Here is a 15,285-nt window from a genome sequence, read left to right as displayed (position 1 = left end):
GGCTATTTCATATCACTATGTTAAATAAAAAATACAAATTACAAGATACATTAGATGTATATATTTCAGAGATAAACCATGAAAGAATTCTAATTACTTTTCATAGAATGACAACTAGAGAAAGGAAAGAAATTATAACTCAAAAAGTTGTTGCCGAATTTTTAGCCTTATTAAATGGAAAAGAAACTGCACATGAAATTCTAAATAAGTTAGGTAATTTTAAAGAGGAAGATGCAACTAACTTGTTGACATTTTTTCAAAAAGAACATTTTATTTGTGAAGCAATGAATATTCTTACGAATGATCGTTATTCACGTCAAATTGCCTATTTTGATGACATGGTTATGAATCATTCAGGAATTGAATCTCAATCTTTATTACAGAATAGGCATGTCGCAATTATTGGATGCGGCGCGGTAACAGGAGCAATAGCTGAAACTTTAGCCCGAGCAGGAGTCGAGAGATTTACTTTAGTAGATTATAAGAAAGTAAAAGATTCTGATTTAATTCGTCATTTATTTTGTCGTTTATCTGATATTGGAAGAAATAAAGTTGACGTATTGTCTGACTATCTTAAGAGAATTAATAAAAAAATTGAAACTACTACATTCAATGAAATGCTTATTCCTCAAACAGATCTTGATAAATGGATTAGTAATAATATAGATCTTGTAATCAATGGATGTGATGAGCCATATATTGGACATACTTCTTTAAAACTTGGTAGATATCTAAACAAGAAAAAAATACCAATGTATGTCATGGGAGGCTTTGATGCTCACCTAATGAGTTCTGGAGAACTAGTTTTTCCACCTAAAACACCTTGTATTGATTGTTGTCAGCAAACCTTCCAAAAAGCATTAACTAATTGGAAACCAACTTATACAGATATTGATGACCCTGAGAAATTAATAAATTCTGATTTTGTTAACAAAGATCTTATTAGGGAAATTAGTAATATTGGTGGTTCAGGAGGTCTTTCTAGTATGTCTTTATTTTCAGCAAATTTAAGTTGTTTAAGAATTATTCAATTTTTGGTTGGAGATAAAAACTTTGATTTTAAAACTGAAAGATATGAATATCTACTAGAACAAGGGATATTTACTAAATTTGAAATGTTAAAACAAAAAAATAAGTGCCCAATTTGTAATGAGTAAACTAAGATTGCGTCGTTCAGTCGGAATTGTAATAACTGAACAATATATTGATTTTTTTAAATCTAATACAAGAGAAAGTCTATTATTAAAAATGAAAAATCCTCAAATTATTGATTTGCTCCAAAATTTTGATGGAAAGACTAATACAGACGAAATTGTTTTAAAAAATCCTTACATTGATAAAGTTCAATTCATGAAATTAATTTCTTATTTAGAAAAAGAGTACATTCTGATAAATCAAGATATTAGTTATCCAGTTGAATTAATGAAGAATATTCGTTTAATAAATATCTTAGAAGAATACTGTCATTCTACTAGCGAAGTAATAAATAAGATAAATGCTCTTAAAAATAAAAGAGTAATGATTATTGGGTTAGGAGCCGTTGGAAGTCTTGTATCCATCCAATTAGCTCAGCTTGGTGTGGGAAATTTAATTTTTGTTGATAAGGATAGAGTTGATGAAACTAATTTACATCGACAATATTATTTTGAAGACCAAATTGGGCGTTATAAAGCTAATGTCATACAAAGAGAGATCAATAATATTAATTCACAATGTAATATAGAAATAATCCCTGAATTTCTTACTGAAGATTTTTTCTACAAACATGATTTCTCAAATAAAAAAATAGATTTGATCATTAATTGTGCTGATGAGCCTAATGTTGACATTACCAGTAGAATTGTTAGTAGATATGGTATGGATAACAATATTCCTCATATAGTAGGAGGTGGATATAATTTGCATTTAACACTAATTGGACAAACAATAGTTCCATTTAAAACAGCCTGTTTTGAATGTTTTAATTTGTTTTTAAAAGAATTGAATGAATCCAGTTTAAAAAATGTGAAAAAACTACATAGAGATAATAGAAAATTAGGTTCATTTTCTCCATTGTCAGGAATTGCATCCAATTTAGCATCTTTAGATGCATTCAAAATATTAATTGAGAAAATTGATAATTTGCAACAAGCTAATCGTAGAATAGAATTTAATGTAAAAACACATAATTTTTCTATTATGAATGTAAATAGATATAAAGAATGTGAGTGGTGTGGAAATGAAAGATAAAATAGAATTATATAATGTAAATACACATAACCTAAAAAACATTTCCGTTTCTATACCAAAGAATAAAATAACAGCCATTTATGGTCGTTCAGGAGCAGGAAAAAGTTCTTTAGCATTTTCAACGTTATATCAATTATGTTATGATGAATTTGAATCTTTAGAGAATGGTTTCAATGATAATTCTCAATATAAACTATCTGGATATAACGGAATAATACCAAGTGTTGCAGTTTCGCAAAATAATAAGAACAATAATCCAAGATCAACATTATATTCTTTCTTAAATATTGCCCAAATCATATCTTCTTTGAGAATAGAAAATAGCATACCTTACTCTTTGTTAAAACTAAATAAACCTGATAATGAATGTCCTTATTGCAATGGTTTAGGCTATGTTTCTGAAATATCTATCCATGAGTTAATAGACGAAAATAGATCTATTCTAGAAAACCCATTCAGGATATGGAGGAGTGGATATCTTTCTGAACTTTACCATAATTTATTGATAAAATTTTGTGAAATACAATCTATTCCTATTAATGTAAGATATAAAGAATTATTAGAAAAGGACAAGGAAAAAATTCTATATGGATGTAGTCATGATAAGATACTAGTTCGTTACAAACATAATGGAAAATATAAACAAAGAAAATTATTTTATGAAGGTGTAATTCCTGCATCGAAAGAAAAAATAAATTTATCATCAATGTCAGAGATAAAAAATATTACTGAATGTAGTCATTGCTTAGGTAGTAGAGTAAATTATGATATTTATCATGATATACAAATAAACGGTATAAATTTTATAGAGCTATTAACAGCACCACTTATAGAGCTTAGAGATAAGCTAAAAGACCAAGCAGGCACCTTCTATAATCTATATAGAATATTCGATTCTATTTGTGAAATGGGGCTAGGGTATATTAGTTTAAATCGTTCTATTCCATCATTATCTGGTGGGGAATTACAAAAACTAAAATTTAGTCGAATTCTAAATTCGAATATATCAGGTGTATTATTTGTTATTGATGAAATATCATCTCAGTTAAGCGATGATTACTACCCATTTATTTTCAATAAGTTAAAAAGTTTGGCAAAAAATAATACTATAGTTTTAGTTGATCATAATAGTTATTTTATTAAACGTGCAGATGTTATGCTACATATAGGTAAGTTTCCTGGTGATCAAGGAGGGTATATATGTGATAATGAAAAAATTCAGCCGTTAAATATATTTATATCTCGGAAGAAAACTAAAGATTTTTTTAAATTCGAAAATATCAATAAAAATAATCTAATAAATCAATCAGTTAATATCCCTAAAAAATCTATCACAGTTTTTACTGGGATATCTGGTTGCGGAAAATCTAGTCTAGGAAGATGGATTGAATTATATAGCAATGCTATTTACATAACTCAAAAGAATTCTAATTATTCCTCTAGATCTGTCTTAGCTTCAACCTTAAAGGTAAGTAATGTTATATCAGATTATTTTTCTAAAAAAACTGGATTACCTACTTCAGAATTTCTATTAAATAAGAATGCAGGATGTAAACATTGTAATGGCATTGGAGTTATGAAATATGAGAGGGGATTTGAGAAAGATTTATATCTAGATTGTCATTATTGCTCTGGAGAGTTATTTGATAAAAATAATAGTTCAATTTATAAAACTGTAGATGGTTTATCTTTAGTAGATTATTATCAAACTGATATCAATGAATTAATAAAAAAAATACCTCAAGATTTTAGTGAATTAAAAAATATATTAGAGACTGCTGCCCAGCTTGGGCTTGGGCATTTGAAATTATCTAGGAAAACTCAATCTTTATCTGGAGGAGAAACTAGAAGATTAAAATTATGTGAGCATCTATCTAGACAAAAAGAAACTAAAAGAATCCTTATTATTGATGAACCAATTGCTGGATTAGACTCAGAAACAGCTAGCCAAGTAAGTAATTTTATCTATCAAAAGGCAGAATTATTCTCTGCTGTAATATTAATAGAACATAGGAAAGAAGTCTTACCATTTGTTGATTATGAAGTAAAAATAGGTCCATATTCAGGTAATAATGGAGGTAAAGTTCTTTCTCAGGAGTTCTTGGGATAAAAAAGTATGCTAATAAACTAATTAGATGACTCTGGTTACTAATAATACTTAGCTGAGGGTAACTCGTTACCCTCTAGCCCCAATCAACCAATCCACCACATAAACCACTTCAATTCCATCAATCTCTGTTTGTTCGTAATATTTCCCCGTAATTAAGATCTTTTTATAGTTATCTTTAATATGCAAAAGATTATCCGTTTCGTGGGTATTTTCAGGGATTTCAAAGGCGACTTGCACATATAAAATCTCATCGGCTTTTCGGACGATAAAATCAATGTCTTTGCTATCGAGTTTGCCCACATCTACGGTATAACCACGTCTGAGTAATTCAATAAAGACGATATTTTCTAGTCGATTGGCATAATTCGCGCCTTTTTTGCCGATAGCGTGTCGTCTTAAACCGTTATCCACAATAAAATATTTCGCATTAGTTTTTAAATAGCCTTTTCCGCGAATATCATATTGTTTTGCTTTATAAAAAAGAAAGGCATTTTCTAACAGATCAAGATATTTGCTAATCGTGTGGTTTGAAGTGGAGACACGTTCAGACGTGAGCGTGTTGCTAATTTTGCTTGGATTGACCAACTGTCCAACATTATCCGCTAAAAAGAGAATCACGCTTTTAAGAATATGGGTATCTTTCACCCATTGATATTCAAAAGATTCAAAATTGAGATAAAGAATATTTTCGGAAGGAATGCCTTGCTGTTGCAAGTAATCACGGTATTGCATGAGTAACACCGATTTACCGGAACGATGAACACCAGAGATGACTTTGATAAAATCAGTATCTTTAAATTGAATCAGGTTACAGTAAATAATTTTCACGAGAGATCATGGCTTCACCAATTGGAAATGGATTTCATATTTTTGTGAATTACATATAAATTGGAAGTTTATTTCCAATTTATGGAGAGGTAAATGAATTTGGAATAGTGCAATCATAGTCTACCATGAAGGCGCACACTTCCTAGTGCGTGCCTAATTTCACTAAAAAACACCTAAAAACTCACCGCACTTCCCCTTTGTATATTGCACTATCCCCAATTTCCGCTATTATACTCCCTTTCTCATTCACTCTACTCTCGGAACTTTATCAATGAATAAATTCAAATTAGCATTGCTCACGGCTGCATTCGTAGGGTTGTTTGCTTGTACCACAACACAACAACCAAAGAAAACCGTTAAAACACGATACCTTAAAAATAACATTAGCCAAGCGGAATTAAACAATCCGAAAGATTACAAGCGTTATTACTATTCTTGCCGTAATTCAGAAACGGGCTCGAATTCTTATTTAACCACTTACTTCCCGCTTTCAAGAGAAAGCCGCATGAAAGATAACTTTGGAATTTATTTCCAATTAGATGGTGGAAAAGCCGTACCGTTCGATCATGTGGAAAATCGTACCTTAAATGCACGTGGAAATCGCTTTGAAGTGATTTATCGCTCTTATGAGCCGATTGATGGCAGTTATGTTGATTTAATCGCACGTGAAAATAATTCTGTGTACTACAAAAATAATCAAGGCATGAAAAGCACTTGGTTAAACTGTCGAGAAGGCTAATTCTCACTAAAAGTGCGGTCATTTTTAGACACATTTTTCCAAACAAAAAGCACGAGGTTAAACTCGTGCTTTTTCTTTTTTATTTCGATTATGCTTTTTCTTGTGCACGTTTCACGAACACGACTGAAAGCGTGAATGCCACCACAAATGAAATCACCATACCGATGCAGTACATCGCAAGGCTATCTGGTTTAATAGATGGAATACCTAAGAAACCTGCTGCGCCTAATGCAATGGCTTTTACATTGAAGAATGCGATAAAGGCGCTCGCTAAGCCTGAACCAATCATCGCCGCAAAGAAAGCTTGACGATAACGTAAGTTCACCCCGAACATTGCTGGTTCAGTAATCCCTAATAATGCAGAGATACCCGATGGCACCGCTAAACCGCGTACTTTTGGATCTTTTAATGCCACTGCCACACCTAAACAGGCTGCACCTTGTGCGATGTTTGACATGGCGGCAATTGGGAAAATAAAGGTACCACCTGTATTTGCCATTTCAGCCAATAATTGTGTTTCAACTGCAATGAAGGTTTGGTGCATACCGGTGATCACGATTGGTGCATAGAATGCCCCGAAGATTGCACCACCAACAAAGCCTAAGGTGTCATATAACCAAGTTAAGCCTGATGCAATTAATGAGCCCGCTTCACGACCGATTGGACCGATTACGGTGAATGCTAAGAAGCCCGCAATAAAGAGCGAGAATAATGGGGTAATCAGGTTATCTAAGTAAGAAGGCACAAATTTACGGAAGGTTTTTTCTAAGGTTGCTAATACCCAAGCAGAAACTAATGTTGGGATAACCGTGCCTTGATATCCGACTTTTTCAATTTCAAGACCGAATACATTCCAGTATTGGATTTTGCCTTGAGCAAGGGTTAATGCGTAGTTCCAACCGTCTGCTAATGCAGGATGAACCAACAACATCCCAAGCGCTGCCCCTAAGAATGGGTTACCGCCGAATTTACGGGTTGCAGAGAAACCAAGTAATACCGGTAAGAACACAAACGGTGCGTTCGCGATGGTATTAATGAAGTCCACCAAATCTGCAAGACCTGGGTGCATATCAATCACGCTTAATTCATCAACGAAGAAACCTTTCGCTGTCAGCATGGAGTGAATACCCATTAACAAACCGCCTGCAACAATTGCCGGAATGATTGGCACGAAAATATCCGCTAAGCCTTTTACCAAACGTTGTAATAAGTTTTGATTTCCAGATGCTGCTTCTGCCACTTCGGCTTTGCTCACATCGCCAATACCAAGTAATTTGGTGAGTTCAGCATGGACTTTATTCACCGTACCTGAGCCAAAGATAATTTGATATTGACCAGCGACAGCAAACTGCCCTTTCACGCCTTCAATGTTATCAATACCTTCTTTGTCCACTTTGCTTTCATCGTTTAACACAATACGTAAACGCGTTGCGCAATGTGCTGCTGTGGCGATGTTTTCTTTGCCACCAAGTTTATCAATCACTTGTTGGGCGATTTGAGGGAAGTTCATTGTGCTCTCCTAATGGGTCTCTAAAGAAAAAGAAATTGACCGATTGTAACCAAAACAGGGGATAATAACTAGTTATTCAAGCAAATTTTAGGTGAAAAAAAACCGACTTGATTAAGTCGGTTTATAGTTGGTGCTCTGGGCGAGACTTGAACTCGCACGGCCTGCGGCCACTACCCCCTCAAGATAGCGTGTCTACCAATTCCACCACCAGAGCGTTTATTCTGTTTTTATTCCTTATTGCGGAATATCATTATTTTTGTTTTCAACTGCTGGAGCAACTTGTTGTTGCTGTTGTTGAACTTGTTCAGCAGTTTGAGATAAATCGTCAAATGAACCTTTTTGTACGTTACCGCGGTGAGAATTGATATTACCTAACACTAAAGCGATGACAAAAAAGCCAGTTGCTAAAATTGCGCTGGTACGGGTTAAAAAGTTACCTGCACCTGCAGAACCAAACATAGTACCTGATGCACCACCGCCAAATGACGCACCTGCATTCGCACCTTTACCTTGTTGAACAAGGATAAAGCCGATTAAGGCGATACAAACTAATACATAAATAAATAATAAAATATTGTACATTATTCTTTCTTCTCTAAATTGCGATTTCGCAAGAAAACTGGGAGCAAATGTTATATAAAATTCATGCTTTTCGCAAGCGCTTTCCCATTTTTTTTACTTAATTGTATTAAGTTTAATCAATTTTCAGCGTTTAAATTTTCTGATTTTTTGACCGCTCTTTTTCGTTTAGCAGGTGCCGTATTTAAACCTTTTGAAATCTGACTTAAACGACGTAATGCGGTGAAATCCACAAAACGCACCAAATCCGGCAACATTTGATTAAGCGTAAACATAAATTGCTGATAACTCGCCTGTTTTTGGCTGATATCCGTTAACTGCGCTTCCCAATGTGCCGTCATATCAGGTTGCGTAGCAATATCCGGTAGCGCTGAAATGAGGATCCGCCCCGTTTCTGTGGTGTGAATATTGCGTCCTTTTTTGGTCAAAAAGCCTCGTTTAAACAGTAATTCAATAATGCCTGCGCGTGTTGCCTCTGTGCCAAGCCCATCCGTTTCACGCAGAATTTTTTTCAATTCTTTATCTTGCACAAAACGCGCAATCCCTGTCATTGCCGAAAGCAATGTCGCATCGGTAAAAGGTTTCGGCGGTTGCGTTTTTTTACTCACCACTTCACCTCGTTCACAATACAGAATCTGTCCTTTTTTGACGATCGGCAATAGTGGCTCTTGATTTTCATCTTCGTCTTCTTTGCCAAGCAATTCTTTCCAACCTGCGGTTTGCAAGTTGCGCGCTTGCGCCACAAAAGTACCGCCTGCAATACTTAAGGTAATTTTGCTTTTACGATATTCCGCATCTGGGCAAAACTGCAATAAATACTGGCGTGCAATCAATTCATAAATACGCTGTTCATCAATACTTAAATTGATCGAACGTGTGTTAGCCGTTGGAATGATTGCATGGTGCGCTTCTACTTTTTTGTCATTCCAACAACGATTACGCTGCTCGCTATCCACCACCGATGGCAAGGTTTGATAAGTCTGACAATGCTGTGAAATGGCATTCATCACTTTATGTCGTTCAGCAAAATGCTCTTCTGGTAAATAACGACAATCTGAACGCGGATAAGTAATCAAACGATGGGTTTCATATAACCGCTGACAGGTATCCAACACGCTTTGCGCTGACATGCCAAACCGTTTTGCCGCATCAATCTGCAACGCTGACAACGAATAAGGTAAAGGGGCAGTTTCTTTCTCGCGCTTATCTACATATTCGGTCACTTCGGCAGGTTGATCGGTAATGCGTTTCACCACATTTTCGGCTAAGCCTAAAGACAGCACTCGACCATCTTCATCTTGGTAGTCTTCGCAAGCTTTACTCGGTTGCCAAAGTGCAGAAAAAAGTGCGGTCGGATTTTCAGACGTTTTTTCTTCTTTTACCCACGCCAATACTTCATAGAAATCTTTAGGTTGGAAATTTTCAATTTCCAAATCACGGCGAACAATCAAGCCTAATACGGGCGTTTGCACTCGCCCAACAGAAAGCACGCCATCATAACCGGCTTGGCGACCGCGAATGGTATAAGCACGGGTCATATTAATGCCATAAAGCCAATCGGCTCGAGCACGCGCCAGTGCAGAGGTGGCTAATGGGATAAAATGACGATTCGGTTGGAGTTTTTGTACCGCTTTTTCGACCGCGCTTGGATTAAGATCGCTAATCAAACAACGCAAAATCCCATCACGTTTTTCCGCTGATAAATTGGCATAGCTGAACACTTCATCCACCAGCAACTGCCCTTCTCTATCCGGGTCGCCTGCGTTAACTAAAACATCGGCTTGATGAATCAGTTTTTCCACCACAGAAAGTTGTTTTTTTACTTCCTTTCGCGGTAACAGAATCCACTTTTCAGGAATGATGGGTAAATGTTCTAAACGCCATTGTTTAAATTTAGGATCGTAGGCATCCGGTTCTGCTTGTTCAAGCAAATGCCCCACGCACCAAGTCACAACATCATCATTGCCACATTTAATAAAACCATCCCCCCGTTGATGAGGCTTTGGCAATACATCGGCAATCGCTCGCCCAAGACTGGGTTTCTCGGCAATAAACAGGCGCATAAGATTAGTCGATCTGACGACGACCTAAGAAAGAGTGGGTTAAGGTAGTACCATCCACAGTTTCTAATTCCCCACCGACAGGGATCCCGTGAGCAATACGGCTCACTTTAATATTGTGCTGATGGCAAATTTCAGCAATATAATTCGCTGTTGCATCGCCTTCTACCGTTGGATTGGTCGCTAAAATCACTTCGTGGAAAGATTCTTCTACCAGACGTTTTTGCAATAAATCTAAACCTATTTCTTTCGGACCAATACCATCTAAAGGCGATAAATGCCCCATTAAGACAAAATAACGTCCAGAAAACTGGCCGGTTTGCTCAATGGCTTGAATATCCGCTGGCATTTCCACCACGCAAAGTAAACCTGAATTTTGACGACGAGGATTGTTACAAATATTGCACGTTTCCTCTTCGGTAAAATCGCGACACTGTGAACAATGTCCAATTTTAGACATCGCTTCCGTTAATGCACGTGCTAGGTTCATTCCACCGCTACGATTGCGCTGTAAAAGATGATAAGCCATACGCTGCGCTGATTTCGGGCCAACACCAGGCAAGCAACGAAGGTTTTCAATAAGATGTTCTAAAAGTGGACTGCTTTGCATAATATTTATGATGGGAGAAAATGGATGGTGTGTGAACCAATAAATTCACACACCCAATGAATTAAAATGGAAGTTTCATTCCTGGCGGTAATGGCATGCCTGCGGTCACAGAAGCCATTCTTTCTTTTTGCAATTCTTCTGCACGACGGACAGCATCGTTGAATGCGGCAGCGATTAAATCTTCCAACATTTCTTTATCGTCTTCCATTAAAGAAGGATCGATCTCAATACGACGGCAGTTGTGCGCACCATTAATCGTGATTTTTACTAAACCTGCACCACTTTCGCCAGTTACTTCTAATTGGGCAATTTCTTCCTGCATTTTTTGCATTTTTTCTTGCATTTGTTGGGCTTGTTTCATTAAGCCGCCTAAACCGCCTTTTCCGAACATTGGATTTTCCTTCTTGAATTAACTAAAACGAGCCGCATTTTAGCGAAAAAATTTGCCTTTGGGAACAGAGAAATTTATTATTCCATACTTCAAAACTGGGGCAAAAACGACCGCACTTTTATTTAGGAATCGCAGATGGAAACTCGTTATTACTTTATATTTACGGCAGCCATTATTTTGTTACAACTGCTGATTTATATTTTTAATAAAACGCTGATTTGGTGGCTTAACAAACCGCTCTCCCCAAAGACAAGACGAGCAATTACCTTTGTCAGTTTTTTGCTTCCTAATGTCTTGGTTATTTGCCATTTTTTAAAGCTTTTTACGGTATTTCGACTTATTGCTTTAATGCTCGCACTGCTCCTTTTTTCAGCCTTTGCGAGTATCGCCGTGGGAGGTATTCACTTTCTTTTCCGAAAATCCAAATCCATCACCAAAATCGACCGCACTTTACGCATTGCTTACCCGCTTTTATTTATTGGTATCACTGCCTTAAGTGTGTATAACGCCTATGTCACACGTGTTATTCATTATGAAATTACGCTAGATAAACCGATTAAACCATTGCGAATTGGCATGGCAAGCGATCTCCATTTAGGCAAATTATTTGGTGGGAAAGAATTGGATAAACTGGCTGATATTATGCAGCAGGAAAAGGTCGATATCATTTTACTACCTGGCGATATTATGGATGATAACGTCAATGCCTATTTAGCCGAAAAAATGCAACCTCATTTAGCTAAACTCAAGGCTCCAATGGGCGTTTATGCCACACTAGGCAATCACGATTTATTTGGGGACCAAGATCGAATTGATCAAGAAATTCGCAAAGCGGGTATTACGGTATTAAGAGATGAAACATTAACATTAAATAATGAATTGGTACTGATTGGACGAAATGACAATCTTGCTCACGATAGACCAAGCACCAAGACGTTATTAAAACAAGTGAATACTGACTTACCGATTATTCTATTGGATCACCGCCCAACAGATATCGAAAAGCACACTTCTCTTCCGCTTGATATTCAAGTTTCAGGGCATGCACATAAAGGGCAAGTATTCCCCGCCAGTTTGATCACAAAAATGATGTATCGTCTGGATTATGGTCATGAAAAAATTGGCAATCTACATGTTTTTGTCACTTCTGGTTACGGCTTCTGGGGCATTCCTATGCGCTTAGGATCTCAATCGGAAGTAATCATTATCGATGTGAAAGGAAAATAAAAAAGAGCGGTCAAAAATGACCGCTCTTTTATTATCAATTAGCTCTTAAGAACACACTACCTTCACCGCTAAGCCACCTTTCGATGTTTCGCGATATTTAGCATTCATATCTTTACCTGTTTCATACATGGTTTCGATCACTTTATCCAAGGTTACGCGAGGATTCGTGGTTCGGCGTAATGCCATACGGCTTGCGTTAATCGCTTTCACTGAAGCAATGGCATTACGTTCAATACAAGGTACTTGTACTTGACCTCCAACCGGGTCGCAAGTTAAGCCCAGATTATGTTCCATCGCAATTTCTGCTGCAATACATACTTGTACTGGTGTACCACCTAAGATTTCAGTTAAACCTGCTGCAGCCATTGAACATGCCACGCCCACTTCACCTTGGCAACCAACCTCTGCCCCTGAAATAGACGCATTCATCTTATAAAGAGAACCAATCATACCTGCAGCCAATAAGTAGCGTTCAATAACTTCTGGCGTTAAAGGTGCGACAAATTTTTCATAATAAGAAAGCACAGCCGGCACAATACCACATGCACCATTTGTTGGTGCTGTTACGACGCGACCACCTGCTGCGTTCTCTTCATTTACTGCAAGGGCGAACATATTCACCCAGTCGATCACATACATGGGATCATGGGCTAAACGGCCACTATTCGCCTCCAAGAGACGATAAAGTGATGGCGCACGACGAGCAACTTTTAAAGGACCTGGTAACACACCTTCTGTTTTAATACCATGTTCAATACAATCCTTCATGGTTTTCCAAACATTCTGTAAATGTGCTTCAACCTCTTTTTTATCACGCAATGCTAATTCATTTTTCATCATCACCGTAGAGAGCATTAAGCCACTCTCCTGACAATGTTTCAAAATATCTTCAGCATGTTGATAAGGATACGGCACAGTAACCGGATTTTCTTCCTCTTGACCAAAATGCGCTTCATCTACAATAAATCCACCACCGATAGAATAATAAGTTTGGCGGTAAAGCATGTTACGATCAGCATCTAATGCAGTAATGGTCATACCGTTTTCATGCAATGATAAAAAGGAATTATGGAATACCATATTGGCATCCCAATCGAAATTAACGTTTTTTTTGCCCTGTGCAATCGACAGTTTTTTAGTTTGTTTAACCTGTTCGATAAAGGTTGGGATTAAATCAATATCCACATCATGCGGGAGATAACCGACCAATCCCATAATGATCGCAATATCTGTATTATGACCATGCCCCGTCATTGAGAGAGAGCCATACACATCAACATGCAAGGTTGCAACAGCATCAAAGTTACCTTGCTCGATTAAATCGTCTATAAACTGCTTGCCTGCTTTCATCGGGCCGACAGTATGGGAGCTGGATGGCCCAACTCCCACTTTAAACATATCAAATACACTAATCATATTATTTTAAATCCTAAGCTAAACTAAAAAGCCGCTTATAATAATCCATATACGACCGCGGAGATAGCAATTAATCCCATAACTGTAACAAATACATTGCTAAAACGACCTTGATAACGTTTCATAGCTGGTACATTACGGATCGCATACATCGGCATAATGAAAAGGATCATCGCAATGATTGGGCCACCAAGGGATTCAATTAAACCTAAAATACTTGGGTTAATAATCGCTACGCCCCATAAAGTGAGTAAAAAGAAAACTGCAGTACCGTAATTTAATTTTTTACGATTCACGCTTTCACCTTTCATTTTGAGGTATAAACCTTCTAAACCTTCACGTGCTCCTAAATAATGGCCAAAGAATGAGCTTGTAATCGCGAAGAAAGCCACTAATGGTGCAAAATAAGAAATGTATGGGTTATCAAATTTGTTAGCAAGATAAGACAAGATACTGATATTTTGTGCTTTTGCTTCTAATAACTCTGCTGGTGTTAAAGTTAATACACAGCTAAATACAAAGAACATCACGAAGAACAGTAATACGGTTGACGTTCCTTTTTCTGTACGACCGATGTGATATTCCGTTGTATTAAAATCTTTATATTCACGTTGCTGAGAAAGTGTAAAAGATGAAATTGCCGGAGAATGGTTAAAAGAGAAAACCAAGACTGGGATAGTTAACCACAATGTCGTGATGAAGCCACCAGCAGTAGGAAGCTCATAAAGCATTGAAGCATTCCATTGCGGAATGAGATAAATTGATAACGCAAAGAGAATCAACACCAATGGATACACTAGTAATTCGGTGATTTTCAACATCACTTTTTCACTGAACAACATGACTGAAATCAATATCGCAATCAATACAAAAGAAAGAATCACACGGTTTGGTGAAGCCATGCCTAATTGGTTGACAATAAAAGAATCAACCGTATTAGTGATCCCGTTTCCATAAATCAATAAAATTGGGAAGATCGCAAAGAAATATAATAATGTAATTAATTTCCCAGCGGTCGGGCCGAAATGTTCTTCTACCACTTCAGTAATATCACTGCCGGGTTTAGAAGAAGACAACACGAAATAAGCCAAACCACGATGCGCAAAATACGTCATCGGTCCAACTAAAACCGCCATCACAATCAAAGGCCAAAAGCCGCCCATCCCTGCATTGATTGGTAAAAATAATACCCCTGCGCCCACCGCAGTTCCAAATAAGTTTAATACCCAAGCTGTATCAAATTTATTCCATTTTTTATTAGTTGTAGTGCTCATAAATCACCCTCTAAAGTTAAAATTATAAAATCGTTTATTTAATGACTATTCATTCATTAAATTAATGGTGGCATTATGATAACGTTAGGGGGTGATCGCAAAGTGCAAAATAATAAAGTGTGATCTTACTAACAATTTTATGTAACTTTTTTACATAAATATTTATCTAGATCAAAAAAGTGCGGTGAGAAATTTGAGCAAATTTTAAAGAGAGGAAAAAAACAGAATAATGCTGAATTCTAAAAAGCAAAAAGCCACTAAATTGCTTTAGCGGCTTCTTAGAATTTGGCTCCTCCTGCGGGACTCGAACCT

At 36.7% G+C, this 15,285-nt stretch carries 12 protein-coding genes, 1 tRNA gene and 1 pseudogene; 5 read left to right on the top strand and 9 right to left on the bottom strand.

Translation table 11 applies throughout. The features are described from left to right. Positions 1–17: 17 nt before the first annotated feature. From HMPREF3263_RS09495 to HMPREF3263_RS09485, 3 genes are read left to right on the top strand one after another with little or no spacing between them, the layout of a single operon-like run. Positions 18–1,157 carry a HesA/MoeB/ThiF family protein gene (locus HMPREF3263_RS09495; RefSeq protein WP_049370857.1) on the top strand — a complete coding sequence of 380 codons (1,140 nt, stop codon included), beginning with the start codon at positions 18–20 and terminating at the stop codon, positions 1,155–1,157. Then, positions 1,150–2,229 carry a HesA/MoeB/ThiF family protein gene (locus HMPREF3263_RS09490; RefSeq protein WP_049370856.1) on the top strand — a complete coding sequence of 360 codons (1,080 nt, stop codon included), beginning with the start codon at positions 1,150–1,152 and terminating at the stop codon, positions 2,227–2,229. The genes HMPREF3263_RS09495 and HMPREF3263_RS09490 overlap by 8 nt, the downstream gene beginning before the upstream one ends. Continuing rightward, positions 2,219–4,339: an ATP-binding cassette domain-containing protein gene (locus HMPREF3263_RS09485; RefSeq protein ID WP_049370855.1), complete on the top strand. Its 2,121-nt coding sequence runs from the start codon at positions 2,219–2,221 to the stop codon at positions 4,337–4,339. The genes HMPREF3263_RS09490 and HMPREF3263_RS09485 overlap by 11 nt, the downstream gene beginning before the upstream one ends. Before the next feature lie 66 nt (positions 4,340–4,405). Here HMPREF3263_RS09485 and HMPREF3263_RS09480 read toward each other — a convergent pair. Then, a pseudogene (locus tag HMPREF3263_RS09480) lies at positions 4,406–5,177 on the bottom strand (DUF4143 domain-containing protein). Positions 5,178–5,438: 261 nt separating this feature from the next. Here HMPREF3263_RS09480 and HMPREF3263_RS09475 point away from each other — a divergent pair. Beyond that, on the top strand, positions 5,439–5,906 hold the full coding sequence (locus HMPREF3263_RS09475; protein ID WP_049370854.1) for a hypothetical protein: 468 nt from the start codon (positions 5,439–5,441) through the stop codon (positions 5,904–5,906). 88 nt (positions 5,907–5,994) lie between these two features. On the opposite strand, the gene HMPREF3263_RS09470 is transcribed toward HMPREF3263_RS09475, so the two are convergent. From HMPREF3263_RS09470 to HMPREF3263_RS09445, 6 genes are all read right to left on the bottom strand, one after another. Beyond that, positions 5,995–7,416 (bottom strand): sucrose-specific PTS transporter subunit IIBC, encoded by a 1,422-nt coding sequence (locus HMPREF3263_RS09470; protein WP_049370853.1) that lies wholly within the window; start codon positions 7,414–7,416, stop codon positions 5,995–5,997. A 128-nt stretch (positions 7,417–7,544) separates the two neighbouring features. Next, positions 7,545–7,630: transfer RNA gene (locus HMPREF3263_RS09465), tRNA-Leu, on the bottom strand. Between the two features lie 20 nt (positions 7,631–7,650). Beyond that, on the bottom strand, positions 7,651–7,998 hold the full coding sequence (secG, locus tag HMPREF3263_RS09460) for a preprotein translocase subunit SecG (RefSeq protein WP_005698620.1): 348 nt from the start codon (positions 7,996–7,998) through the stop codon (positions 7,651–7,653). A gap of 116 nt (positions 7,999–8,114) precedes the next feature. Beyond that, positions 8,115–10,058, bottom strand: coding sequence for a DNA topoisomerase III (locus HMPREF3263_RS09455; protein WP_005698708.1), 1,944 nt, complete (start codon positions 10,056–10,058; stop codon positions 8,115–8,117). Between the two features lie 4 nt (positions 10,059–10,062). After that, the gene (gene recR / locus HMPREF3263_RS09450; RefSeq protein WP_005696838.1) at positions 10,063–10,665 is read right to left on the bottom strand and encodes a recombination mediator RecR; all 603 of its coding nucleotides are present in this window, start codon (positions 10,663–10,665) and stop codon (positions 10,063–10,065) included. Positions 10,666–10,726: 61 nt separating this feature from the next. Further along, positions 10,727–11,056, bottom strand: a complete 330-nt coding sequence (locus tag HMPREF3263_RS09445; protein ID WP_005698673.1) for a YbaB/EbfC family nucleoid-associated protein — start codon at positions 11,054–11,056, stop codon at positions 10,727–10,729. 135 nt (positions 11,057–11,191) lie between these two features. On the opposite strand from HMPREF3263_RS09445, the gene HMPREF3263_RS09440 reads away from it, so the two are divergent. After that, the gene (locus tag HMPREF3263_RS09440; RefSeq protein ID WP_005698639.1) at positions 11,192–12,283 is read left to right on the top strand and encodes a metallophosphoesterase; all 1,092 of its coding nucleotides are present in this window, start codon (positions 11,192–11,194) and stop codon (positions 12,281–12,283) included. A gap of 45 nt (positions 12,284–12,328) precedes the next feature. Here the strand turns inward: HMPREF3263_RS09440 and HMPREF3263_RS09435 are convergent, their stop codons facing one another. Continuing rightward, positions 12,329–13,699 carry an L-serine ammonia-lyase gene (locus HMPREF3263_RS09435; protein WP_049370852.1) on the bottom strand — a complete coding sequence of 457 codons (1,371 nt, stop codon included), beginning with the start codon at positions 13,697–13,699 and terminating at the stop codon, positions 12,329–12,331. A gap of 35 nt (positions 13,700–13,734) precedes the next feature. Next, positions 13,735–14,973 carry an HAAAP family serine/threonine permease gene (locus HMPREF3263_RS09430; protein WP_049370851.1) on the bottom strand — a complete coding sequence of 413 codons (1,239 nt, stop codon included), beginning with the start codon at positions 14,971–14,973 and terminating at the stop codon, positions 13,735–13,737. Positions 14,974–15,285: the final 312 nt, after the last annotated feature.

This window comes from Haemophilus sp. HMSC61B11 (assembly GCF_001838615.1).
Taxonomy (GTDB): domain Bacteria; phylum Pseudomonadota; class Gammaproteobacteria; order Enterobacterales; family Pasteurellaceae; genus Haemophilus_D; species Haemophilus_D parainfluenzae_AD.
Note: the sequence above shows the minus strand (reverse complement) of the source record. Positions and strands in the feature narration are given on the sequence as shown.

Excerpts from the sequence above, each read along its gene's own strand:
- HMPREF3263_RS09495 (WP_049370857.1), top strand. The coding sequence starts at position 18 with ATGTTAAATAAAAAATACAAATTACAAGATACATTAGATGTATATATT.
- HMPREF3263_RS09490 (WP_049370856.1), top strand. The coding sequence starts at position 1,150 with ATGAGTAAACTAAGATTGCGTCGTTCAGTCGGAATTGTAATAACTGAA.
- HMPREF3263_RS09485 (WP_049370855.1), top strand. The coding sequence starts at position 2,219 with ATGAAAGATAAAATAGAATTATATAATGTAAATACACATAACCTAAAA.
- HMPREF3263_RS09475 (WP_049370854.1), top strand. The coding sequence starts at position 5,439 with ATGAATAAATTCAAATTAGCATTGCTCACGGCTGCATTCGTAGGGTTG.
- HMPREF3263_RS09470 (WP_049370853.1), bottom strand. The coding sequence starts at position 7,416 with ATGAACTTCCCTCAAATCGCCCAACAAGTGATTGATAAACTTGGTGGC.
- secG (WP_005698620.1), bottom strand. The coding sequence starts at position 7,998 with ATGTACAATATTTTATTATTTATTTATGTATTAGTTTGTATCGCCTTA.
- HMPREF3263_RS09455 (WP_005698708.1), bottom strand. The coding sequence starts at position 10,058 with ATGCGCCTGTTTATTGCCGAGAAACCCAGTCTTGGGCGAGCGATTGCC.
- recR (WP_005696838.1), bottom strand. The coding sequence starts at position 10,665 with ATGCAAAGCAGTCCACTTTTAGAACATCTTATTGAAAACCTTCGTTGC.
- HMPREF3263_RS09445 (WP_005698673.1), bottom strand. The coding sequence starts at position 11,056 with ATGTTCGGAAAAGGCGGTTTAGGCGGCTTAATGAAACAAGCCCAACAA.
- HMPREF3263_RS09440 (WP_005698639.1), top strand. The coding sequence starts at position 11,192 with ATGGAAACTCGTTATTACTTTATATTTACGGCAGCCATTATTTTGTTA.
- HMPREF3263_RS09435 (WP_049370852.1), bottom strand. The coding sequence starts at position 13,699 with ATGATTAGTGTATTTGATATGTTTAAAGTGGGAGTTGGGCCATCCAGC.
- HMPREF3263_RS09430 (WP_049370851.1), bottom strand. The coding sequence starts at position 14,973 with ATGAGCACTACAACTAATAAAAAATGGAATAAATTTGATACAGCTTGG.